Annotated in this window: 21 protein-coding genes; 12 read left to right on the plus strand and 9 right to left on the minus strand. The window is 63.6% G+C overall.

The features are described from left to right. Positions 1–8: 8 nt before the first annotated feature. Positions 9–1,250 carry an MFS transporter gene (locus BLQ01_RS13150; protein WP_254779430.1) on the minus strand — a complete coding sequence of 414 codons (1,242 nt, stop codon included), beginning with the start codon at positions 1,248–1,250 and terminating at the stop codon, positions 9–11. Positions 1,251–1,313: 63 nt separating this feature from the next. Here BLQ01_RS13150 and BLQ01_RS13155 point away from each other — a divergent pair, with 63 nt between their 5' ends. The 7 genes from BLQ01_RS13155 (at position 1,314) to purM (ending at position 7,092) form a co-directional block, all read left to right on the plus strand. Next, a complete protein-coding gene (locus BLQ01_RS13155; RefSeq protein WP_091552200.1) occupies positions 1,314–1,805 on the plus strand; it encodes a winged helix-turn-helix transcriptional regulator in 492 nt (163 codons plus the stop codon). Positions 1,806–1,900: 95 nt separating this feature from the next. Further along, positions 1,901–2,740: a phosphatase PAP2 family protein gene (locus BLQ01_RS13160; RefSeq protein WP_026547025.1), complete on the plus strand. Its 840-nt coding sequence runs from the start codon at positions 1,901–1,903 to the stop codon at positions 2,738–2,740. A 155-nt stretch (positions 2,741–2,895) separates the two neighbouring features. After that, entirely contained in the window at positions 2,896–3,405 is a 510-nt protein-coding gene (uraD, locus tag BLQ01_RS13165) for a 2-oxo-4-hydroxy-4-carboxy-5-ureidoimidazoline decarboxylase (RefSeq protein WP_091552202.1), read from the plus strand. Next, positions 3,402–3,743 carry a hydroxyisourate hydrolase gene (gene uraH, locus BLQ01_RS13170; RefSeq protein WP_017199951.1) on the plus strand — a complete coding sequence of 114 codons (342 nt, stop codon included), beginning with the start codon at positions 3,402–3,404 and terminating at the stop codon, positions 3,741–3,743. The genes uraD and uraH overlap by 4 nt, the downstream gene beginning before the upstream one ends. A 92-nt stretch (positions 3,744–3,835) precedes the next feature. After that, on the plus strand, positions 3,836–4,168 hold the full coding sequence (locus BLQ01_RS13175; RefSeq protein ID WP_026543486.1) for a hypothetical protein: 333 nt from the start codon (positions 3,836–3,838) through the stop codon (positions 4,166–4,168). Between the two features lie 147 nt (positions 4,169–4,315). Beyond that, positions 4,316–5,947 (plus strand): amidophosphoribosyltransferase, encoded by a 1,632-nt coding sequence (purF, locus tag BLQ01_RS13180; RefSeq protein ID WP_026547027.1) that lies wholly within the window; start codon positions 4,316–4,318, stop codon positions 5,945–5,947. Continuing rightward, a complete protein-coding gene (gene purM, locus BLQ01_RS13185) occupies positions 5,944–7,092 on the plus strand; it encodes a phosphoribosylformylglycinamidine cyclo-ligase (protein ID WP_017199954.1) in 1,149 nt (382 codons plus the stop codon). The genes purF and purM overlap by 4 nt, the downstream gene beginning before the upstream one ends. Positions 7,093–7,291: 199 nt before the next feature. Here the strand turns inward: purM and BLQ01_RS13190 are convergent, their stop codons facing one another. From BLQ01_RS13190 to BLQ01_RS13200, 3 genes are all read right to left on the minus strand, one after another. Continuing rightward, positions 7,292–8,062 carry a VOC family protein gene (locus BLQ01_RS13190; protein ID WP_091552204.1) on the minus strand — a complete coding sequence of 257 codons (771 nt, stop codon included), beginning with the start codon at positions 8,060–8,062 and terminating at the stop codon, positions 7,292–7,294. Beyond that, entirely contained in the window at positions 8,059–8,841 is a 783-nt protein-coding gene (locus tag BLQ01_RS13195; protein WP_175493438.1) for a VOC family protein, read from the minus strand. The genes BLQ01_RS13190 and BLQ01_RS13195 overlap by 4 nt, the downstream gene beginning before the upstream one ends. A gap of 186 nt (positions 8,842–9,027) precedes the next feature. After that, entirely contained in the window at positions 9,028–9,252 is a 225-nt protein-coding gene (locus BLQ01_RS13200) for a DUF3073 domain-containing protein (protein WP_011776148.1), read from the minus strand. A 716-nt stretch (positions 9,253–9,968) separates the two neighbouring features. Between BLQ01_RS13200 and BLQ01_RS13210 the strand changes: the two genes are divergently transcribed. After that, positions 9,969–10,613 carry a septum formation family protein gene (locus BLQ01_RS13210; protein ID WP_254779432.1) on the plus strand — a complete coding sequence of 215 codons (645 nt, stop codon included), beginning with the start codon at positions 9,969–9,971 and terminating at the stop codon, positions 10,611–10,613. 77 nt (positions 10,614–10,690) lie between these two features. Here BLQ01_RS13210 and clpB read toward each other — a convergent pair whose 3' ends face one another. Next, positions 10,691–13,348: an ATP-dependent chaperone ClpB gene (gene clpB, locus BLQ01_RS13215; protein WP_091552205.1), complete on the minus strand. Its 2,658-nt coding sequence runs from the start codon at positions 13,346–13,348 to the stop codon at positions 10,691–10,693. A gap of 248 nt (positions 13,349–13,596) precedes the next feature. On the opposite strand from clpB, the gene BLQ01_RS13220 reads away from it, so the two are divergent. After that, a complete protein-coding gene (locus BLQ01_RS13220; RefSeq protein ID WP_091552207.1) occupies positions 13,597–14,214 on the plus strand; it encodes an MSMEG_1061 family FMN-dependent PPOX-type flavoprotein in 618 nt (205 codons plus the stop codon). 50 nt (positions 14,215–14,264) lie between these two features. Here BLQ01_RS13220 and BLQ01_RS13225 read toward each other — a convergent pair whose 3' ends face one another. Genes BLQ01_RS13225 through BLQ01_RS13240 form a run of 4 tightly spaced genes read right to left on the minus strand, consistent with a single transcriptional unit; the run spans position 14,265 to position 17,398 of the window. Then, the gene (locus BLQ01_RS13225; protein WP_091552209.1) at positions 14,265–15,359 is read right to left on the minus strand and encodes a sulfate/molybdate ABC transporter ATP-binding protein; all 1,095 of its coding nucleotides are present in this window, start codon (positions 15,357–15,359) and stop codon (positions 14,265–14,267) included. Next, positions 15,356–16,171: an ABC transporter permease gene (locus tag BLQ01_RS13230; RefSeq protein WP_175493439.1), complete on the minus strand. Its 816-nt coding sequence runs from the start codon at positions 16,169–16,171 to the stop codon at positions 15,356–15,358. The genes BLQ01_RS13225 and BLQ01_RS13230 overlap by 4 nt, the downstream gene beginning before the upstream one ends. A gap of 13 nt (positions 16,172–16,184) precedes the next feature. Then, complete coding sequence (gene modA, locus BLQ01_RS13235; protein WP_091552211.1) at positions 16,185–16,991, minus strand: molybdate ABC transporter substrate-binding protein; 807 nt, start codon at positions 16,989–16,991, stop codon at positions 16,185–16,187. Beyond that, positions 16,988–17,398 (minus strand): TOBE domain-containing protein, encoded by a 411-nt coding sequence (locus tag BLQ01_RS13240; protein ID WP_091552213.1) that lies wholly within the window; start codon positions 17,396–17,398, stop codon positions 16,988–16,990. Before BLQ01_RS13240 ends, modA begins: the two co-directional genes overlap by 4 nt. A 453-nt stretch (positions 17,399–17,851) precedes the next feature. Between BLQ01_RS13240 and BLQ01_RS13245 the strand changes: the two genes are divergently transcribed. From BLQ01_RS13245 to BLQ01_RS13255, 3 genes are all read left to right on the plus strand, one after another. Beyond that, on the plus strand, positions 17,852–19,186 hold the full coding sequence (locus BLQ01_RS13245; protein WP_091552214.1) for an FAD-binding oxidoreductase: 1,335 nt from the start codon (positions 17,852–17,854) through the stop codon (positions 19,184–19,186). 132 nt (positions 19,187–19,318) lie between these two features. Then, positions 19,319–20,188 carry a DUF4031 domain-containing protein gene (locus BLQ01_RS13250; protein WP_091552216.1) on the plus strand — a complete coding sequence of 290 codons (870 nt, stop codon included), beginning with the start codon at positions 19,319–19,321 and terminating at the stop codon, positions 20,186–20,188. A gap of 14 nt (positions 20,189–20,202) precedes the next feature. After that, positions 20,203–20,949, plus strand: a complete 747-nt coding sequence (locus BLQ01_RS13255) for a 2-phosphosulfolactate phosphatase (protein ID WP_035761432.1) — start codon at positions 20,203–20,205, stop codon at positions 20,947–20,949. The last annotated feature ends 7 nt before the right edge of the window (positions 20,950–20,956 follow it).

The raw sequence follows: 20,956 nt of genomic DNA on the forward strand, positions 1-20,956 counted from the left end.
GGTTGAGGTCATTCTGCCCCAGCCTGCTGCCCGGAGCGAACCAACCGCGTTCCAGCACGCCGCAGCCGAAACCGATCCGTTCCCCAAACGGCGAGCGCACCCAGCGCAAATACCGCCCCCAGAACACTGGCGCCGGTCCATCCCCACACCGCATAGACGGGCGCAACAGCCGCTGCCCCCACGGCGCTCCCTACCGAGTAGAACACCATATAGCTGCCGATGATGCTGCTGGCTGACTCTTCGGCGCCCGCAACAATGAGCGTTTGGCTGCTGACGTGCACGGCCTGGACTGCAGCGTCGAGCACGATGATCCCGGCTATGAACCACAGCAGCGACCAACTGCCGAAGGACAACGTGACCCACGAGGCCAGGAGCGCCGCCAAGCCCCACCCTGTGACCCGCTGACCCCAACCATGGTCGGACGCGGTGCCGGCTTTGGAAGCAGCGAGAACGCCCACCATGCCCGCCAGCCCGAACAGCCCGATAATGCCCGGCGGAAGGTGCCATGACGGGCCGCTGAGCAGCAGCGACATCCCACTCCACAGCACCCCGAAGGACGCGAAAAGCAGCAAGGTGGTGAGCGACCGGGTCCGGAACACGGGATTCCTCCGCGTGAGGACCACCACGGACGAGACAACGCGCCAATAACCCACCCCGCGCCTCTGGGCCTTTTCTTGGGGCAGGGCGCGGAAAACCGCGACGGCGAGGACAATCCCGGCCACCGCCGCGAAAACGTAGACCGACCTCCAACCCCAGAGATCGGTCATGCCGCCCGCTACGGTCCGGGCCAGGATGAGGCCGCTCACGACGCCGGACGTGACGGTTCCGATGTTTCCGCCCCTTTGGTCGGGGGTGCTGGCCGATGCGGCGTAGGCAACGATGGTCTGCACCACTGACGACGCCAATCCCAGGATCCCGAAGGCAACCAGGAGCGCAGCCTGCGATGACGCCAGTGTCACGGCACACGCGCCCACGGCACTGGCTGCAACCTGCACTGGAATGAGCAATCGCCTGCTCACCATGTCCCCCAACGGCACCAGGAGGACCAGTCCCAGGAGATAGCCGGCCTGGGAGGACGCGACGATCCAGCCGAGGCTTGCTGTGGGCAGATCCAGATCGGCCCCGATCCGCTCAAGCAATGGTTGCCCGTAGTAGATGTTCGAGACCATGAAGCCGGCCACAACGGCCAACAGCAGCAAGAGAGCCCGGCTGATTCCCTCACGGGAATGCATGGGTTGTTTGGTGCCCAAGATGCCCCTCTCCATAGATTGGTTTCAATATGCAACCGTTTGACCTTATGGCAGAATGGTTTCATGTTGCAACCAAGTGATGTCGAGTGGACCGACCCGGAGTGCCCGGTTGCCCGCGCCGCCGATCTTGTGGGGGACAAGTGGAGCCTGCTGATCATCAGGGACTCCCTGGACGGCAAGCGTCGTTTCTCCGAATATGAGAGGTCGCTCGGGGTGGCAAAGAACATCCTTTCGGATCGCCTCCGGCTCCTTGTGGACAGGGGTGTCCTGAACAGGGCTCCCAACGACCGCGGTACGCGCAGTGAGTACCAACTGACGGAGGCCGGCCGGGACCTCTTCACCGTGATCCTCAGCCTTCGGCAGTGGGGCGAGCGCAATGCATTTGGCGCCAAAGAGCACCATTCAGTCCTCATGGATCCAGCCACGGGTCAGCCGGTCCCGCAACTTCGGCCCCTCGGGGACAGCGGCATGGAACTCAAACCCGAACAGACATTGCTGGTCAAAGTGGGACAAACGTTGCCTGACAGCTCACTGCCGCCTGTCACCGGGAAGTAGCGGGCCCCTCACCGAAAAGAACACCCAGTAACCTCCGGGCAGCAACTGCTAAGGTTACTCACCAATACTGAGGCCGCCACGGATAGGGGACACGAGTGACGACTGAAGGAAAAGAGGCGCCGGAGCAAGGCGTCTCCGGTGAGGTAAACCAGGACAGATTTGTCGCGGGAAAGGACCTGACCCGCTGGAAGTCGCCGGTTGGCCACACTCTGGCACGCGGAGCAGAAGGGATCACCAGATTCCTGGGTCCCTACGCCGCATTGATCATCACGCTGGTGGTGGGCCTGGCCGTGGCACTGTCCCTGGCCTGGGCGTTTGGGGAAGTCTACGAATCCGTGACCGAGGCTGATGGCGTCGCGGGCCTTGACCACCCGGTCCTCGATGCCGCCAAGTCCGTCAGATCACCGGCCGCAGACGTTGCCATCACCGCCTATACGAACATCGGCGGAACGGTGGGCATGCCGCTGATAGCGGTGGCGATCATGATTTCCCTTGCCCTGAGGCGTCGCTCATGGACTCCGGTAATCCTGATGCTCGCCGCCGGCCTTGGTTCGCTTCTCATCACCATCCTGGGCAAGCCATTGTTTGGCCGCACCCGCCCCGATCTCGCCGACGCCATCCCGCCGTATGAGCACTCGCCATCGTTCCCCAGCGGCCACTCGCTGAATTCGATCGTGATCGCTGGCATCGTCGCCTATCTGATCATCCTCAGGCTCAACACCACCCGGTCCAGGGTCATCACCATTTTGGTAGCGGCCGTATTCGCCATGACCATGGGCTTGAGTCGGGTATACCTGGGCCACCACTGGCTGACGGACGTGCTGGCCGCGTGGGCGATCGGTATCGCCTGGCTGGCCTTGGTGATCACCGCCCATCGCCTGTATCTAACCGTGCGGGCCCGACGCCATGGCAGTCCCCGCAGGGTAGTCTCTTGACACCGGCGGGGCTGCTCCGCTTAACTGAATTACGTATGCTGAAATAACAGTTCCATGATGCGGAAGCATTGAAGCACGTGCTTCCTCTTGCACCAGCAGGAGTTCCGCATAGCCCACACCATGGATGCCAGCATTTGCACAAGGATGTCACAAGCATGGAGCTTGCAGAATTCAACAGTGTTGACCGGGACGAGGCCATCAGGATCCTGACCCCTTGCCTGGATATCACCCGCTGGGTGGAGTTGGTCGTCGACGCCCGCCCCTTCTCCAGTGTCGAGGAATTGTTGGGGCAGGCCCAGCAGGCCGCAGAGCCCTTCACTTCCGAGGAGGTGGAGTCAGCCATGGCCCACCACCCCAGGATCGGAGAACGGCCCAAGGCACAGACCACCGAGGCAGCAATGTCACGGTCGGAGCAAGCGGGAGTGGATCCGGGAGACAGCGCGGTCACCACCGCCCTCGCCGAAGGAAACCGCGCCTACGAGGAAAAGTTCGGCAGGGTCTTCCTGATCCGCGCCGCGGGACGCAGTGCGCAGGAAATTCTCGGCACACTCCAGGAACGCATCACCCACACGCCCGAAGAAGAAGACACAATCGTGGCTGGCCAACTGCGGGAGATCGCACTGCTGCGCCTCTCCGGCTTGATCAGCGAAGGAGTCAACGCATGAGCGTTTCACAAGTAACAACCCACATCCTGGACACAGGTTCCGGCCGCCCGGCGGCGGGTGTCGCCGTCGTACTCTACGTCCGCGAAGGCGACGACTGGACCCTGGTGGCGAAGGGCGAAACCGATGCCGACGGCCGCATCAAGACCCTTGGCCCCGAGCGGATTCCCGGCGGCGCTTACCGCCTGAACTTCGCCACCGGCGCCTACTACGAGGGCCTCGGCACGGAGACGTTCTTCCCCGAAGTGGACCTCAACTTCACAGTTTCCGACGCCGGTGAGCACTACCACGTGCCGCTCCTGCTGAGCCCGTTCGCATTCTCGACGTACCGCGGCAGCTGACCCACCCCCGCCGAGTTTCCAGTTAATGCCAATGTTCTTCAAGGACATTGGCATTAACTGTCACTTGGGCGGAGAACGGTAGGCTTTAACGCATGGCTTCAGAGGACACCACCCCCAACTCCGCCCGTCGCGAGATCACGGTTCGCCGGGCACCCAAGTTTGTACCCTTCATGATTTTGGGAGCAGTGGTTGGTGCAATCGTGGCAGCCATCATCGCGTACGGCCGCCAGGCAGACCCCGCCTTCGACGCCGGCACGGTGTTCGGCTTCTTCCTGATCGTTTGCGCAGGCGGCGGCGTCATTCTTTTCTCCATCCTCGCCCTGGTCCTGGACCGGATCAGCATCAAGCGCACACAGCGTGCCGTGGTTGAGCCCGTTCCGGATTCGGTTCCGGACGAAGGACCAGAGAACGACGGCGTCCGCTAACTCAGGCGCCCGGCCCACCTGCTTGCGGGGGTGCCAAGTGTGAGACGCACCGCATTTTCGGCCGAACTCCCTTGATCAAGGCCCGTTCCGGGGGTCACATAAGCTGCGGGGGAACGTACCACGCCGACATCATGAGACAATCGACCAGTGGCACGTGGCGACGGAAAACTTTCTCATGATCTTCTCCCCGGCGAAAAAGGCCCCCAGGACGCTTGTGGCGTCTTCGGGGTTTGGGCTCCCGGTGAAGAAGTAGCAAAACTCACCTATTACGGGCTGTATGCGCTGCAGCACCGCGGACAAGAATCGGCTGGTATAGCTACCAGTGACGGCAAGCGCATTAATGTCTATAAGGACATGGGCCTTGTGTCCCAGGTCTTCGATGAGACAACCCTGAACACCCTTACCGGGCACCTGGCCGTTGGCCACTGCCGGTACTCCACCACCGGTGCAAGCCACTGGGCCAACGCGCAGCCGACTCTGGGTGCAACAGCAACCGGCACGGTTGCCCTGGCCCACAACGGCAACCTGACCAACACCGCTGAGCTCCGGGAAATGATCCTTGAGCGCAACGATGGCCAGCTGACCGGTGAAATGAAGCAGGGAAACACCTCGGACACCGCCTTGGTGACCGCACTCCTTGAGGGTGAAGAGGGCAAGACCCTGGAGCAGACCGCGCTGGAGCTGCTGCCCAAGATCAAGGGCGGCTTCTGCTTCGTCTTCATGGATGAAGGAACGCTCTACGCAGCCCGCGATACCTACGGCATCCGCCCCTTGTGCTTGGGCCGCCTGGAGCGCGGCTGGGTTGTCGCTTCCGAGCAGGCCGGCCTGGCCACCGTTGGCGCAAGTTTCATCCGCGAAATCGAGCCCGGCGAATTCATTGCCATCGACGAGGACGGCGTCCGCTCCCAGCGCTTCGCTGAGGCAACCCCCGCCGGCTGCGTTTTCGAATACGTCTACCTCGCCCGCCCGGACGCTGCCATTGCCGGCCGCTCCGTGTACGAGGCACGTGTGGAGATGGGCCGCCAGTTGGCCCGCGAAAACACCCACGAGGCAGACCTCGTTATTCCGGTTCCCGAGTCAGGCACCCCCGCAGCCGTGGGCTACGCCGAACAGTCGGGAATCCCGTTCGCGCACGGCTTCGTCAAGAACGCCTACGTGGGCCGCACCTTCATCCAGCCCTCGCAGACCCTGCGCCAGCTGGGTATCCGCCTCAAGCTCAACGCTTTGGAGTCGGTGATCCGCGGCAAGCGCATTGTTGTGGTGGATGACTCGATCGTCCGCGGCAACACGCAGCGTGCCATCGTACGGATGCTCCGGGAAGCCGGTGCCGCCGCGGTACACGTAAAGATTTCCTCTCCCCCGGTCCAGTGGCCCTGCTTCTACGGGATCGACTTCGCGTCCCGCGCGGAACTGATCGCCAACGGCGCCACCATCGAGGAGATCTCCCAGGCAATCGGCGCTGACTCGCTGGCCTACATCTCCGAGGACGGCATGATCGGCGCTACCCAGCAGCCGCGCGAACGTCTGTGCACCGCCTGCTTCACCGGCAAGTACCCCATCGAGCTTCCCCACGCGGACAAGCTCGGGAAGAACCTGCTGGAGCGCACCGACCTTGGCGGCCTGCCTGCTGCCTCTGAGGCCGATTCCGTGGACGATACCGAGGACCCGGCCGAGAAGCCCGGCGCCACGGGCTGCGATCCCGGACCTGACGCCGAATTCGAAAACCTGCTTACCGACGCTGATCGTTTGACCGACGCCGACAAGAAAGAGTCTGTATGAGCTCCGCAACACCCGCCGCTGAGAATAACTCCGGTATCACCTACGCCTCCGCGGGTGTGGACGTCGAAGCGGGAGACCGCGCAGTCGAACTCATGAAGGGTGCCATCAAGGCCACCCACAACTCGTCGGTGATTGGCGGCGTCGGCGGTTTCGCTGGCCTGTACGACGTCTCAAAGCTGCTGACCTACAAGAAGCCGCTTCTCGCAACGTCCACCGATGGCGTGGGCACCAAGGTTGCCATTGCGCAGGCCATGGACATCCACGACACCATCGGTTTTGACCTGGTTGGCATGGTGGTGGATGACATCGTTGTGGTGGGCGCTGAGCCGCTCTACATGACCGACTACATCGCTTGCGGCAAGGTTGTCCCGGAACGCATCGCTGACATCGTCCGCGGTATCGCAGCTGCCTGCTCCGTGGCCGGCACCGCGCTGGTGGGTGGCGAGACCGCTGAGCACCCGGGCCTCCTGGGTGAGCACGAATACGACGTCGCAGGTGCTGCCACCGGCATCGTCGAAGCCGACGCCCTCCTCGGCCCGGACCGCGTCCGCGCCGGCGACGTCGTGATCGGCATGGCATCCTCCGGCCTGCACTCCAACGGCTACTCCCTGGTCCGCCGCGTCATCAACCACGCCGGCTGGGCCTTGGACCGCCAGGTATCCGAACTCGGCCGCACGCTGGGAGAAGAGCTTCTGGAGCCCACCCGCGTCTACGCAGCTGACTGCCTCGACCTCGCCCGCACCTTCCCCGTCACGGGCGGCGCGGCAGTGCACGGCTTCAGCCACGTCACCGGTGGTGGCCTCGCCGCCAACCTGGCACGCGTCCTCCCGCAGGGCCTGGTAGCTACGGTTGACCGCAACACCTGGGAACTGCCGGCCATCTTCAAGCTGGTCTCCGAGCTTGGTAACGTCCCCCTGGCCGACCTGGAGCGCACGCTCAACCTCGGCGTGGGCATGGTTGCCATTGTTTCCGCCGAAGCAGCCGACGCTGCAGTGGCCCGCCTCAACGACCGCGGCCTGCCGTCCTGGGTCATGGGTACCGTTTCGGCTGACAGCGACTCGATCGACAAGACCGGCCCGGACTACGTCCAGGGTGCCAAGGGCGTCGACGGCGGCGCTGTGCGTTTGGTGAACGCCTACGCCTAAGCGCGTTATTGCTTCATAAAAGAGCGGCCAGGCAGTGATGAACTGCCCGGCCGCTCTTTTACGTTTCCGGCGTCTTCGGTGTGTTGACGCCTTGGGTGCGTCTCCGGGGCCTTCCGGGGCTTCGGTGTGTTCAGGCCTTCAGCGCATTCAGCGCCTTCAGTGTCTTCAGGCTTTCAGCGTGGCCGGGCCTCCAGTGTCTTCACACCTGGATCAAGCTCAGGATTCCGCCTTGCGGGTCCTGAATCGTGGCGAGTGAGCCTGTCTCGGCCCCTTCTTCCGGCTCGACCAGCAGTTCCCCTCCGGCTGCCAGAGCGGCTTCAGCGGCCTTACGCACGTCGGCCACGCCAAAGTAGATCTGCCAGGCAGCGTCCTCGCCTTCATCGGCAGGAACGATGCCGGCCACCTCGTCACCGTTGACCATCAACGTACTGTAGCTGCCGCCGTCGTCCTGCGGATATTCGGTAACCTCATGCCCGAAAAGCTGCTGGAAGAACCCGACGGCGGCCTGCGGCTCAGGTGTCAACAGTTCAGCCCACGCCAAGGCGCCGGGCTCGTTGAACAGGTGGCTTCCCACGTGCGTTCCCGCCTGCCAAATACCTGTAGTCCCGCCGCCCGGAGGTTCGACGAACGCCAAAACCCCTGTATCCGCTACTGCCTCGGGACCAAACTGAAGCTTCCCGCCTGCGTGGGCGGCGTCGTCGGCAATTTCGTCGGTATCAGTGGCGGCGATGTAGATATTCCACTGCCCGTGCGTTCCGGCTGCCTCCTGCATGGGGTTCTGCGGTGCGATGACGGCAACCAGCTGATCCTTGACGAAGGCTTGCGCATAGCTTCGCCCGTCCGGTGTGGGAAGGTCCTTGTAGCTCCACCCGAAAACCTGCTGATAAAAATCCTTGGCCGCGGACACGTCCCTGGTCTGGAGGTCGGCCCAGCACGGCTCTCCGCTGGCGTAGTGCTTACGTGAAGTCATGATGCCAAGCCTGTCATGATGCTGAAGGCGGCGCCTGCAGGGTCCATGAGGACTGCCATACGTCCGACTCCCGGTACATCGAATGCGGGGGCAATAACGTGGCTGCCCAGCTCGACGGCCCGCTCCACAGTCGCGTCAATATCCACCACATTGAAGTAGGTCATCCAGAAAGGCGACAAGCCCTGGATGGGCAGCTTCAGCGCACCCGCAATTCGTCGTCCGTCCACCAGCAGGCTTGTGTACTCCTGCAAGTCGCCGGATGGTTCAGTTTCGCTGGTACAGCCGGTCACGGCCTCGTAGAAAGCTACGGCTTTAGGGACATCGTTGGTCTGTAGTTCATTCCAGATCATGGTTCCCGGCTCGTTGACCAGCCCCGATCCCGGATGCTTTCCTGCTTCCCAAAAGCCAATCTGGGCTCCAGTGGGATCTGTGGCGAAGAACATACGCCCGGACCCGTTTGGAACGGAGTCAGGAGGGGAGAGGAGGGCACCTCCGGCAGCTTCGACCCTTTGCGCGGCCTCGTCAGCCGAGTCAACCGCAAGATAATTGGCCCAGTAGGACGGCATTCCTTCCGGGGCATCCGGCATCTGCTGCATCATTCCGGCAACATACCGGCCCTTGAGCTTGGCCATGTAGTACGTCATGCCGTTCCCGGCATCCATGGCGTCCAGCTCCCATCCGAAGAGGTCGCTGTAAAACCTGGTGGAAACGTCAATATCGGTGGAAGAAAGGTCCACCCAACACGGCGTCCCCTGCGTGTAGCTGTCGACCTCCGGCATGGCGTTCCTTTCGATGCACTCGAAACTCCAGCCTACGCAAAAAAGGGCCCTCAGGGTACGCCAATGACTGGCGTGCCCTGAGGCCCTTTTTTCAAAAGATTTCCGGCATCCTGAAATGCGCGATGACCTTGAAAGTACGACGGCGGTCCGCAACTCAGCGCCTACGGCACCTGTTGGTTGCGACAGCTATCCGATCCGGCGGGTGTCAACCTCGTCGTCATCATCTTCCGCGTACTTGTCCTCATAAGCCGAATAGTCCGGCTCAGGGGGATCGTCGGGGAAGTGGCTCTTGACACGACTGGACGGACCCGTGAGCTCCCGCTCAAGTGCCGAATAGTCAGTGTTCGGGGAGTAGTACTTAATATCCCGAGCCTGCTTGGTAGCTTTTGCCTTTTGACGGCCGCGCCCCATGGCGTGACCCCCTTTTGTACTTGGACCGGAGGTGGTCACCTTGGCTATCGGTGAGGCCCCGGAATGTTTGGTCAATTTGTCGTATGTCTAGATTACATGCTTTCAGGGGTGCCTGCGCGCCACCACAGCCCTCATCCGGACCAGCCTTGGCCAAAAGCACGGCCAAACACCTCCCCGGGGGCCAAAAATTGGGTAGAGTCTGCCTCAATGCGGCGTCACAGCAGGAAGGGCACACCCAGGAAATGAGCCAGGACAACACCCCGCCACGCGAGGGCTCCCCACGCGATCAGGACAAGGATGGGGTGCCTCCCGCGCCCAAAACCGAACCAGCCGGCGCTGATACGCCGGCATCCGGGACGGGCGGGCAAACGGAGGGGGCATCAGATGGCCAGCAGCCCGAGCAACCGCCCACGACGGGCCCCGACAAGCAACCTTCCCCCGAGCCTGGGCAACAGCCCGTCTGGGGACAGCAGCCTGGAACGGTTGCGGGACAAGCTGTTGGGGGACAAGCTGTTGCCGGACAAGCTGTTGCGGGACAGGCTACTGGTCGGCCGGACACGGAGCAGGCAGCCGCGTCCCCGGCCCAGCAGCATCCCTCCCCTGACACGCAAACCACGCCGGCCCCCTGGGCATCCCCGTCAGGGCTTCAGCCGGATCCCGCACCGGACCTCGACCCCGACTTCGTTCCAGATCCTGCCTCCCAGCCGGATCCGACGATGCCACCGTCTGACGGACAATCCCCCACATACGCCAGCGCCTATCCGGGCCAGCAGCCGCATCCTGGCCAGCAGCCCTACCCTGGCCAGCAGCCTTATCCGGGACAAGAGCCACAGCCCGAACCGCACGGAGATCCGGTAAAGCGGCAGCGTTTGGTCATTGGCGGAATTGTGGTGGGTGTTCTCGTCCTAATAGGCGTGGTGATTTGGGTGCTGCTGAACCTGCTGGGAACCCGTCCCGAAGCCGCTGTCACCACCCCAAGCGCCACCGCTACCCCGGGGCCGCTTCCCCGTGACGCCAATTCCAAGGACTTCCAGGTGGGCGACTGCTTCGCCGACTTTGATCCCAACGCCAGCGAAGCACGCGCGGTAGCCTGCGATACTGAGCATTCGGCCCAGCTCATTGGAGTGCACGTGTACCCAGGCGAGGATTCCTTCCCCGGAACCAATGCCCTGCGGGACAAGGGCCGCGAGGTGTGCAAGGCCTCGGTGGCAAAGCTCAACGATGCGGCCGGCAACTACGTCTTGCTGCAGCAGAACGTGTACCCGAGCACCACCAGTTGGGATCGGGGCGACCGTCGGGTCGATTGCTTCATTGTGGTGGACTCGGGCAACACCATCAAAGAAGACCTCCTGCAGAAGTAGCCCGCCGGCTGCACTTGCATCCGGCGGGCTGCTCCTTGCTGGTCCCGCACCACGTGCGGGAAGAAATACTGTGGCGGCTACTTCCTGCGGACCGTGAGTCCCGCACCCGCCGGCATGCCGCCGTCGGGACCTGCCAGCGCTTCCAGCCCCTCAATGGTGAGTTCGTCGAGGTCAGCTGCGGTGTCCACCAGCACGGTATCTCCGTCGCTGATTTCACCGGCAAGGATCTCCTTGGCCAAGCGGTCGCCGATTTCACGCTGGACCAGCCGGCGAAGAGGCCGGGCGCCGTAGGCGGGATCGAATCCGGACATAGCCAACCATGCCCTGGCTCCGTCCGAAACCTCGAGGCTCAAGCGGCGGTCCCGGAGCCGGTTGCTCAACTCGGCCACGTGCAGTTCCACGATCCTGGCCAGCTCTTCCACAGTCAGCGGATCGAACAGCACGATCTCATCCAGGCGGTTCAGGAATTCCGGCTTGAACGATGCCTGCACCACAGCCATGACAGCATCACGCTTCGCCTTGGCGTCCATGCCCGGGTCTACCAGGAACTGGCTGCCGGAGTTGGACGTGAGCACCAAAATGGTGTTGCGGAAGTCCACGGTGCGGCCTTGGCCGTCGGTGAGGCGGCCGTCGTCGAGGACCTGCAGGAGGATGTCGAAGACCTCGGGGTGGGCCTTCTCCACTTCGTCCAACAGCACCACGGAGTACGGCCTGCGCCGGACTGCCTCGGTGAGCTGGCCGCCTTCTTCGTAGCCGACGTATCCCGGAGGAGCACCCACCAGGCGGGCCACTGAGTGCTTCTCGCTGTACTCGGACATGTCGATCCGGATCATGGCGCGTTCGTCGTCAAAGAGGAAGTCCGCCAGGGCCTTGGCCAGCTCGGTCTTACCGACGCCGGTGGGTCCCAGGAACAGGAAGGAACCCGTGGGGCGGTTGGGATCGCTGATGCCGGCCCGGGCACGGCGCACGGCATCGGACACAGCCTGCACAGCCTTGCTCTGTCCGATCAGGCGCTTTCCGAGTTCTTCCTCCATGTGCAGCAGCTTCTGCGACTCCCCTTGCAGCATGCGTCCGGCGGGGATGCCGGTCCACGCAGAGATAACCTCGGCAATATCGTCAGCGGTCACGTCTTCAGCAACCATCAACTCAGGCTTTGAGTCACTCCGGGCCGACTCCTCCTCAGCGGCGGCGCTCAACTCACGTTCAAGGGCGGGCAGCTCCCCGTAGAGGATCCGCGATGCCGATTCCAGGTCACCTTCACGCTGGGACTTATCGGCGGCAGAACGCAGTTCGTCGATCTTGGCCTTGAGGTCACCCACCCGGTTGAGTCCGGCCTTCTCCGCCTCCCAGCGCGCATTCAAAGCACTGAGCTCTTCGTTCTTGTCCGCTTTGTCGGCACGCAGGGCAGCCAGCCGTTCCACGGATGCAGGATCCGTTTCACCTTGGAGGGCCAGTTCTTCCATGGTCAGACGGTCTACGGCGCGGCGAAGCTGGTCGATCTCCTCCGGTGCGGAGTCGATCTCCATGCGCAGCCTGGAGGCAGCCTCGTCCACGAGGTCGATGGCCTTATCAGGGAGTTGCCGTCCGGAGATGTAGCGGTTGGACAACGTTGCGGCCGCCACCAACGCCGAGTCCGCGATGGCCACTTTGTGGTGTGCCTCGTAGCGTTCCTTCAGGCCGCGAAGGATGCCAATGGTGTCCTCCACGCTGGGCTCGCCGACGTAGACCTGTTGGAAGCGCCGCTCAAGGGCGGGGTCCTTCTCAATGTTTTCCCGGTACTCGTCCAAGGTAGTGGCACCGATGAGGCGCAGCTCGCCGCGGGCCAGCATTGGTTTGAGCATGTTGCCTGCATCCATGGCGCTCTCGCCCGTGGCACCTGCACCCACTACCGTGTGGATCTCATCGATGAACGTGACGATCTGTCCGTTGGAGTTCTTGATCTCCTCCAAGACGGCCTTCAGGCGTTCCTCAAATTCGCCGCGATACTTCGCCCCGGCCACCATGGAAGCGAGGTCCAAAGCAATAAGCGTCTTTCCGCGCAGGCTCTCCGGGACGTCGCCGGCCACCATGCGTTGGGCGAGCCCCTCGACGACGGCCGTCTTGCCAACGCCGGGCTCACCAATGAGTACAGGATTGTTCTTGGTTCGGCGGCTCAGCACCTGAACGACGCGGCGGATCTCGCTGTCACGCCCAATGACCGGGTCCAACTTGCCGGAGCGCGCCACAGCAGTAAGGTCCGTACCGAACTTCTCCAGCGCCTGGAAGGTGTTTTCCGGGTCCGGCGAGTTGACGTTCCTGTCCCCCCGGACACCCGGCAGGGCGGCGAGCAGAGCCTCATGGGAGGCACCGGCGTCGCGCATCAGCTTCCCCACCGCGTCACTTCCGGCCGAAAGACCCAGCAGCAGATGTTCAGTGGAGACGAAGGAGTCGCCGAGCTTGTCGGCCTCGTTCTGGGCAGCCTGGATGGCCTGCACCGATTGGCGTGACATTTGGGCCTGCTGGACGGAACTTCCTGACGACGACGGAAGCGCTTTGATGGCCGAGCTGGCCTGCACGCTCACGGCATCCGGGTCCGCGCCGGTAGCGCGCAGGAGTGCCACGGCAACACCTTCACGCTGGTCCATCAGCGCCTTCAACAGGTGAGCGGGCTCCAACTGCGGGTTGCCCGCCGTCGAGGCATTCATGGCGGCCGCAGAAAGGGCCTCCTGGCTTTTGGTGGTGAATTTGACGTCCAAAGAGTGCTCCCTTTCTGGAGTGGATCCAATGCTTTCAAAGTTGAGTCTACTACGCTCAACTTTGATTTTTGGTCCACTGGGTTCCATGTTTGCCCACGGCGAAACCAGTGTCCAGATAAAACCATGGCTATGTGAACAACAATCGGCTTCGCTACCCGTCGCACCCCACGCAGCTGTGCTCCGATGCGCACTTGGCGGGAACCAGTACATACGCTCCGCAGGGCAAAAAACACCCGTAGGCTGTGGCCATGGACACCATTTCAAGCCCGGAAGAACTCGAAGAACTCATAGGACTCCCCCTCGACCGCGTGCGGAAGAAGGTCCGTACTTCGCTCAGCGATTTCGATCGCCAATGGCTGGCAGCCAGCCCCTTTTGCGTGCTTTCGACTACCGATGCCCTGGGGCGTGTAGACGCCTCCCCCAAGGGAGACCCTGCTGGACTCATCCATGTCCTGGATGAGCACACTGTTGCCATCCCGGAACGCCCCGGGAACAGGCTCGCCTTCGGCTTCCACAACATCCTGGAAAACCCGAATGTCGGCATCCTGTCCGTCGTCCCGGGAAGGACAGACACCCTGCGGATCAACGGGACGGCACAGATTGTCCGGGACGCAGACTTCTTCGATCACATGGTGGTCAAGGGGCACCGGCCCCGCGCGGCCGTGGTGGTCAACGTAGAGGAAGTGTTCACCCATTGCGGCAAGGCTTTCATGCGGAGTGGCCTGTGGCAGCCCGAAACCTGGGATCCGGAGGGCCTGCCCAGCATCGCGGTCCTGGCCCAAACGTATACCCAGCCCGGGACACCGCTGGAGGACCTGGAGTCCTACTACGGACCCTCCTACGCCGAGAGGATGTACAGGGACTGACCGGCACCGGACCGGGCAGCAGCCCCCAGGCACCGGAGGGGCAGCAGCCCTCAGGAGGGGTACACCGAGACCAACGCGGACTTGACCACAAACCTCACGTCCATGCCCGGCACCAGGCCTAGATCGGCAGAGGCTGCCGGGGTGATATCGGCCGAAAGGGACTGTTCCGATGCGCCGGAGCGAGCACGCACACGGATCTGGTCGCCGTGCGGCTCAAGGTCGGTGATGACCACAGGGAAGGAGTTGCGGGGACTTCCGTGCACCTCGCCCGGAAAAACGGAAACGCTCGACGGCGGGAAGGCGGCCACGCCTGCCTGACCGGGCAAGGGTGACCAGTCAGGATCGTGCCGGCCCGCGAAAACCCGGCCATCCGGCGTCGTAATTCCCTCGCTGGTGAGGGTGCCCGTGACCAGGTTGAGGCCGGCCAATCCGGCGGCAAAGTGGCTTCTGGGCCGTTCGAGGACCTGCCGGGTTGGCCCTGCCTCGGCGATCCGGCCGTTGTCCACCACGATGACGCGATCGGCCAGCATGTAGGCATCCAGGACGTCGTGCGTAACGATGATGGCCTTGCGGTCCTGGAGCACCCTTTTGAGCACTCGACGCAGCAGCGGAGCGGCGTGGATGTCCAGCGCGGCCATGGGCTCGTCCAGGAGGAGCAGTTCAGGCTCAGCAGCGAGGGCTCGGGCCACGGCAATCCGCTGGGCTTGTCCGCCCGATAGTTGAGCCGGCCGCCGGTCGGCAAGCGGCAGTGCCTCCACCTCGGCCAGCCAGTGCTTGGCAGTTTCCCGGGCCGCCCGTTTGGAAGCACCCACACTGCGCGGCCCGAACGCCACGTTGTCCAGCGCGTTCAGGTGGGGAAACAGGAGTGCTTCCTGGGCCAGCAAGGCAGTGCCCCTGAGGTGCGGCGGGCTCCACAGGCGGGTTCCGCCGTCGAGGTTGAACAACGTCCTGAGGCTGTCTCCGTTGGCCGCCGCGCCCATTGTGGCTGCTCCGGCGTCCGGCCGCAGCAAGCCGGCAATGATCCCCAGGAGTGTCGACTTCCCGGCCCCGTTGGGCCCAAGGATGGCAACGGTCTCACCGTCGGCAAGACTGAGCCGCAGATCAAAGTTCCTGGCATTGAGGCGGGCATGGAATTCGAAGCTCATGGCTGGACCTCCACGGACTTGTTGCGCTGCCTGCGGCCGTAACTGAGCCCCACCACAGCAACCGCAACCGCCACCAGGACCAGGGACAATGCGACGGCGGCATCGGCGTCGGTCTCACGCTGCAGATAGATTTCCAACGGCAACGTTCTGGTTACCCCCTCCAGGCTTCCCGCGAAGGTCAATGTGGCACCAAACTCGCCCAGGCTGCGCGCGAAGGATAAGACAGCACCGGACGCCAGGCCTGGCAAAACCAGCGGAAGGGTGACACGACGAAGGACTGTTGTGGGCCGGGCTCCGAGCGTGGCTGCCACCGCTTCGTACTTGTTTCCGGCCGATCGCAGCGCGCCTTCCAAACTGACCACCAGGAAGGGCAAGGCGACGAAGGTCTGTGCCAGGACCACCGCCGTGGTGGAAAACGCGATCTGGATCCCCGCCGCCTCCAACGATTTACCCAAAAGCCCCTGCCGCCCGAACGTGTAGAGGAGCGCAATGCCTCCGACGACCGGCGGAAGAACCAGCGGCAGGAGGACAAATGCCCTGAGCAACCGCTGACCGGGAAAGTCGCCGCGTGCCAGCACCAACGCCAGGGGCACTCCCAGCACGATGCAGAGCACGGTACTCGCAGCCGAGGTTCGCAGGCTCAATCCCAGCGCCGCCAACGAGGATTCGGAGGTGATGAGGGGGATGAACTGCGGCCAGTTGACCTTGGCCAGCATCGCCACCAGTGGAAGGACCACCAGCAATCCCCCGACGCCGGCGATGACAAAGACCCACGACGGGATGCCGTGGTAACCGGAGCCGATGCGTTTCATCACAATCCCCCGGTTACGGAGCGCCGAAGCCGGCGTCGGCAAGGATCTTCCTGCCGTCGTCGCCCGTGACCATGGCAACGAAGGCAGCGGCCAGTTCCTTGTTCTTGCTGGTACCTACGGTGGCGATCGGGTAGGTATTGACGGCCTTGTCCGATTCCGGGAAGGGGATGCCCTTGACCTTGTTGCCCGCTCCCTTGACGTCCGTAACGTAAACCAAGCCCGCGTCGGCCTCCTGGGAGGTGACTTTGCCCAGGACATCGGTTACGGAGGATTCTTCACTGACGGGGCTCAGGGTTATACCGGCAGCTTTCTCGACCACGTCCGCAGCTGCGCCGCAAGGAACCTGGCTGGCGCACGTCACCACTTTGACGCCCGGTTTGGCCAGGTCGGCAAAAGAAGAGATCGACGCCGGATTGCCCGGCGGGACGGCAATCTCCAGCACGTTGGTGGCAAAGTTCAGGGCGGTGCCGTCCACGAGCTGGGCGTCTGCAAGCTTGGTCATGTTCTTGGTGTCGGCGGAGGCAAACACGTCAGCGGGGGCGCCCTGGGTAATCTGCGTGACCAAGTCCGAGGAACCGGCGAAGCTTAGATTGACCTTGGTTCCGGGGTTCCTGGCCTCAAAGTCCTGGGCCAATTGAGTAAACGTCGTTTTCAGGGATGCCGCTGCGAAAACAGTGATCTCGCCTGAGAGTTCGGACGAGGCACCGGCTGAGGGGGCCTCAGATGTTGACGTGTCCGCTCCACAGCCTGCGAGGCCCGTCGAGAGGGCGCCGGCAAGCAACAGTGATGTAAGTCTGGGTCGACGACCGGCGATGCTCATATGATGCTCTTTCCCTGGGGAGTCTCGATGATGACGGTGGTGGCCTTGACCACGGCGGTGGCTACCGAACCGAGCTCCAGCCCGAGGTCCCTCACGGCTTCACTGCTCATGAGTGACACCACCCGGAAAGGGCCGCATTGAAGCTCCACCTGCGCCATGACCTTGTCCGCCGTGATCCCCGTGACCAAGCCGACGAAGCGGTTTCGGGCCGAACTTCCAACCCGGGCGCGGTCATCCGGGAGATGGGACTGGTCGCGGGCAAGAGTTGCGAGTTCCAGGCCATCCACGGCAAGGCGGCCGGCCGGATCCTTCTGCGCGGTCAGCGTTCCGTTCTCAGTCCAGCGCCTGACGGTGTCGTCACTGACACCCAGGAAGCGGGCGGCCTCGGAAATTCGTATTTGCGGCATGCTACGAGTGTAGTTCCGCATATGCGTTGGAACGGTGCTGGTTTGTCCGCAAACCGAATATTACTGAAACCGTAACGAGGCGGCACTCGCGCAGCGGCACCGACGGGAGGCGGCACCCGCGCACCGGCACCGACGGGAGGCGGCACCCGCGCAGCGGCACCGACGGGAGGCGGCACCCGCGCAGCGGCACCGGCGGGAGGCGGCACCCGCGCAGCGGCACCGACGGGAGGCGCCGCCGTCGTCGTACTCTTCGTCACCGGGGGCACCCCTTTGGCGTAACCGGCGCACCGGTTTCCCGCGCGAGGCACCCGTCAGCACCGGTGAGATGGGCGCGACGGGGTGCGCCGCCGTCGTCGAACTCTTCCTCATCGGGGCGCCGTTGGCTCTGGCCCCAAGGGACCCGCCGCCGTACCCTGTTCTAGGGAGAGAGTCTTAGGCGCGAAGGAGCGTCCCATGGAATGGATTCGTCCGGACAACCCCAGCTATGACGAGGCCCGGAAACTCTTCAATGCGATGATCGACCGCAAACCGGCTGTCATCGCCAAATGCTCCGATCCCGCCGAAGTGGCTGAAGCCCTCAGCTATGCGCACAACCACAACCTGGACGTTGCAGTGAGGTCCGGCGGGCATTCCGTGGCGGGCATGTCCACCAACGACGACGGGCTGGTGATCGACGTCCGTCCCATGAAGTCCATCAGCATCAACACCGAAGCGAAGACTGCCACCGCAGGTGCCGGACTCACGTGGGGCGAGTTCGACCGGGCAACCCAGCAATATGGCCTGGCCGTTACCGGCGGACGCGCCTCAACCACGGGTGTTTCCGGATTTACGTTGGGCGGGGGCTCGGGATGGCTGGAGCGCTCCTACGGTTTCGCCTGCGACAACCTGCTCTCGGTGGACCTTGTCACAGCGTCCGGGGATCGGGTGACCGCCAGTCCGGGAGAGAACCCGGAGCTGTTCTGGGGACTCCACGGCGGCGGAGGCAACTTCGGTGTCGCAACTTCCTTGACCTTCAAACTGCACGATCTTGGGCCAACAGTCATGGCCGGCCTGATGCTGTTCCCGGGCGGGGATGCCGCTGACGTGTCCCGTGCCTACCGGCAGATTGCCCTTGACGCTCCCGACGCCGTCGGCACAGCGCTGGTGTACCTCACCGCCCCTCCGGAAGAGTTCATTCCCGAAGACATGGTGGGCAAACTGGCCGTCGGCATGGCCTACCTCTACGCGGGAGACGTTGAGTCGGGCGAAGAACATGCCCGGCCTTTCAAAGAGTTGGGACCCGCCGTGGACCTGGTCTCTCCCATGGGTTATGCGGACTTCCAGTGCATGATCGACGACCCTCCGGATCTCTACAACTACTGGAGCGCCGACTATCACAACGAGCTCACTGATGATGCGCTGGATCTCCTGGTGGACTCGGCGCAGCGGCTGCCGGGCCCGAATTCCCAACAGTTGGTGGTGCGCTGGGGAGGAGCAGTGGGCGGCCCCGCAGCGGCGAACACACCGTTGCAGCATCGAGGCGCAGAGTGGGTCAGTCACCCCTTCGGCCTGTCCGCAACCCAGGAGGGCGGGCAGGAAGCCAAAGCCTGGGTCAAGCAGTTCCGACAGGACATAGCCCCGCACACTACGGGCGGGGTGTGGCTGAACTTCATCGGCGACGAAGGCCAGGACAGGATCATGGCTGCCTACGGCGAACAGAACTATCGCAGGCTCTCCTTGGTCAAGCGCGAGTTCGATCCCGACAACGTGTTCCGCGGCAACCAGAACATCCTGCCCGCCCAGCACTGAGATCCCTACGCTCCTTCCCAGTTGCCGTGAACAGTTCGGACAGTGAAGCCCGGATTTCCGGGGCGGCAGCACGGCGGTAGACGTCCCGATGGCCGGCAACTGGGAAGGATCACTTGGGATTACACTTTGGCAATGGCCGTCTACATTGATCCGCCCCTATGGCCCGCGCACGGGACCGTTTTTTCGCACCTGGTATCGGATTCAACCCTGGATGAGCTTCATGCGTTCGCGGCCGCTGCCGGAATTCCGGAAAGGGCCTTCGACGGCGATCACTACGACGTCCCCGAACGCCGCTACGATGACCTCGTCCTCGCCGGTGCCATACCCGTTGAGGCCCGGATCCTGGTCCGCAAACTCATAGCGAGCGGCCTGCGGATTCCGGCGCGCGAACGGAGCAAAGCCCTCACAGTCCCGTTGATGGAGCGGTGGAACAGCATTCTTCCCGGCCACGAGGAGTTGGGGCTGGAACTATTGGAACGCTGGGGTGAGGACGGCAGGAAATACCACAGCCGCACCCACCTCCTGGCAGTTCTTGAGGCCCTCGACCTCCTGACCGAACCCGCCGTACCTGCCCGTACCGTCTCCTTGGCAGCATGGTTCCACGACGCCGTGTATGAGGGAGTCGCCGGCCAGGACGAGGAAGACTCAGCCGTGCTGGCAGAGGATCGGCTCACGGCTGCCGGTCTCTCCCCTGACGATGTGGCCGAGGTGGCACGGCTTGTCCGGCTCACCTCCAACCACTCCCCAGAAGCCGATGATCATGCCGGGGCGCTCCTCTGCGACGCGGACCTCTCAGTACTCGGCGGCGACCAGCAAGCCTACGCACGGTATCTGTCCGCCGTCCGCGAAGACTACGCCCACGTCAGCGACGACGACTTCGCGAAGGGGCGCGCCGCCGTCGTGCGTCACCTCCTGAACCTGGAACCGCTGTTCCATGGGGACCGAGCCAAAGGGCTCTGGCTCGACGCCGCGCGGCGCAACCTCGCGGCGGAACTCGCGTGAGCGGTTCCCCGGATATGGCGGGGGCGCCGCAGCGGCAACTTCCGTACGCGGTCCGGTTTGAATGGGGGCTCGACGGCGCCCGCGCGGTAGTCCCCGGTGCGGACCTCGCGGTGGTGGTTGACGTCCTGTCCTTCACCACGTGCGTCAGCGTTGCGGTTGACCGCGGGGCTGTGGTGTTTCCCTATCCTCACCGGGACGCAGGAGCAACTGATTTTGCGGCTCATCATCAGGCTTTGCTCGCCGGGCCGAGGAACACCGAGGGCTTGAGCCTTTCCCCTTCCAGCCTCCGCAAGGCGGGCACGCTGGAGCGCGTGGTTCTCCCCTCCCCCAACGGTTCGACAATCAGCCATGAGCTTGCGGCATCGGCGCCCAAAGTAGTGGCTGTCTCACTCCGAAACGCCGCCGCAACGGCCCGCTGGGTCCACGCCGCCCTGCCCGCCGACGCCGTGATCGCCGTGATCGCAGCAGGTGAAAAGTGGACGGACGGAGCGTTGCGGCCGTCGTTGGAGGATCAGCTCGGGGTGGGCGCGTTCATTGCCGGCCTCGCAAATGCCGGGCGTCGCGGCTTTTCTCCCGAAGCTGAGATGGCCGCTGTTTCGTTCGGTGCTGCCCGACCCCGGCTGACAGAAATGTTGCGCAGTTGCTCCAGCGGCCGGGAATTGATCGACGCCGGTTATGCCGGGGACGTCAGCATCGCGGCAGAGTTGGATGACAGTTCTGCGGTTGCCTTGCTGCTGAACGGTGCTTTTAGGACGCCCTAGACTAGGA

It is taken from the genome of Arthrobacter sp. UNCCL28 (genome assembly GCF_900102805.1).
GTDB lineage: Bacteria > Actinomycetota > Actinomycetes > Actinomycetales > Micrococcaceae > Arthrobacter > Arthrobacter nicotinovorans_A.

Bases quoted from the DNA above. Each gene is read 5' to 3' on its own strand.
- BLQ01_RS13155 (WP_091552200.1), top strand. From the start codon at position 1,314: ATGTTGCAACCAAGTGATGTCGAGTGGACCGACCCGGAGTGCCCGGTT.
- uraD (WP_091552202.1), top strand. From the start codon at position 2,896: ATGGAGCTTGCAGAATTCAACAGTGTTGACCGGGACGAGGCCATCAGG.
- uraH (WP_017199951.1), top strand. From the start codon at position 3,402: ATGAGCGTTTCACAAGTAACAACCCACATCCTGGACACAGGTTCCGGC.
- BLQ01_RS13175 (WP_026543486.1), top strand. From the start codon at position 3,836: ATGGCTTCAGAGGACACCACCCCCAACTCCGCCCGTCGCGAGATCACG.
- purM (WP_017199954.1), top strand. From the start codon at position 5,944: ATGAGCTCCGCAACACCCGCCGCTGAGAATAACTCCGGTATCACCTAC.
- BLQ01_RS13190 (WP_091552204.1), bottom strand. From the start codon at position 8,062: ATGACTTCACGTAAGCACTACGCCAGCGGAGAGCCGTGCTGGGCCGAC.
- BLQ01_RS13195 (WP_175493438.1), bottom strand. From the start codon at position 8,841: ATGCCGGAGGTCGACAGCTACACGCAGGGGACGCCGTGTTGGGTGGAC.
- BLQ01_RS13200 (WP_011776148.1), bottom strand. From the start codon at position 9,252: ATGGGGCGCGGCCGTCAAAAGGCAAAAGCTACCAAGCAGGCTCGGGAT.
- BLQ01_RS13210 (WP_254779432.1), top strand. From the start codon at position 9,969: ATGCCACCGTCTGACGGACAATCCCCCACATACGCCAGCGCCTATCCG.
- BLQ01_RS13220 (WP_091552207.1), top strand. From the start codon at position 13,597: ATGGACACCATTTCAAGCCCGGAAGAACTCGAAGAACTCATAGGACTC.
- BLQ01_RS13225 (WP_091552209.1), bottom strand. From the start codon at position 15,359: ATGAGCTTCGAATTCCATGCCCGCCTCAATGCCAGGAACTTTGATCTG.
- BLQ01_RS13230 (WP_175493439.1), bottom strand. From the start codon at position 16,171: ATGAAACGCATCGGCTCCGGTTACCACGGCATCCCGTCGTGGGTCTTT.
- modA (WP_091552211.1), bottom strand. From the start codon at position 16,991: ATGAGCATCGCCGGTCGTCGACCCAGACTTACATCACTGTTGCTTGCC.
- BLQ01_RS13240 (WP_091552213.1), bottom strand. From the start codon at position 17,398: ATGCCGCAAATACGAATTTCCGAGGCCGCCCGCTTCCTGGGTGTCAGT.
- BLQ01_RS13245 (WP_091552214.1), top strand. From the start codon at position 17,852: ATGGAATGGATTCGTCCGGACAACCCCAGCTATGACGAGGCCCGGAAA.
- BLQ01_RS13250 (WP_091552216.1), top strand. From the start codon at position 19,319: ATGGCCGTCTACATTGATCCGCCCCTATGGCCCGCGCACGGGACCGTT.
- BLQ01_RS13255 (WP_035761432.1), top strand. From the start codon at position 20,203: ATGGCGGGGGCGCCGCAGCGGCAACTTCCGTACGCGGTCCGGTTTGAA.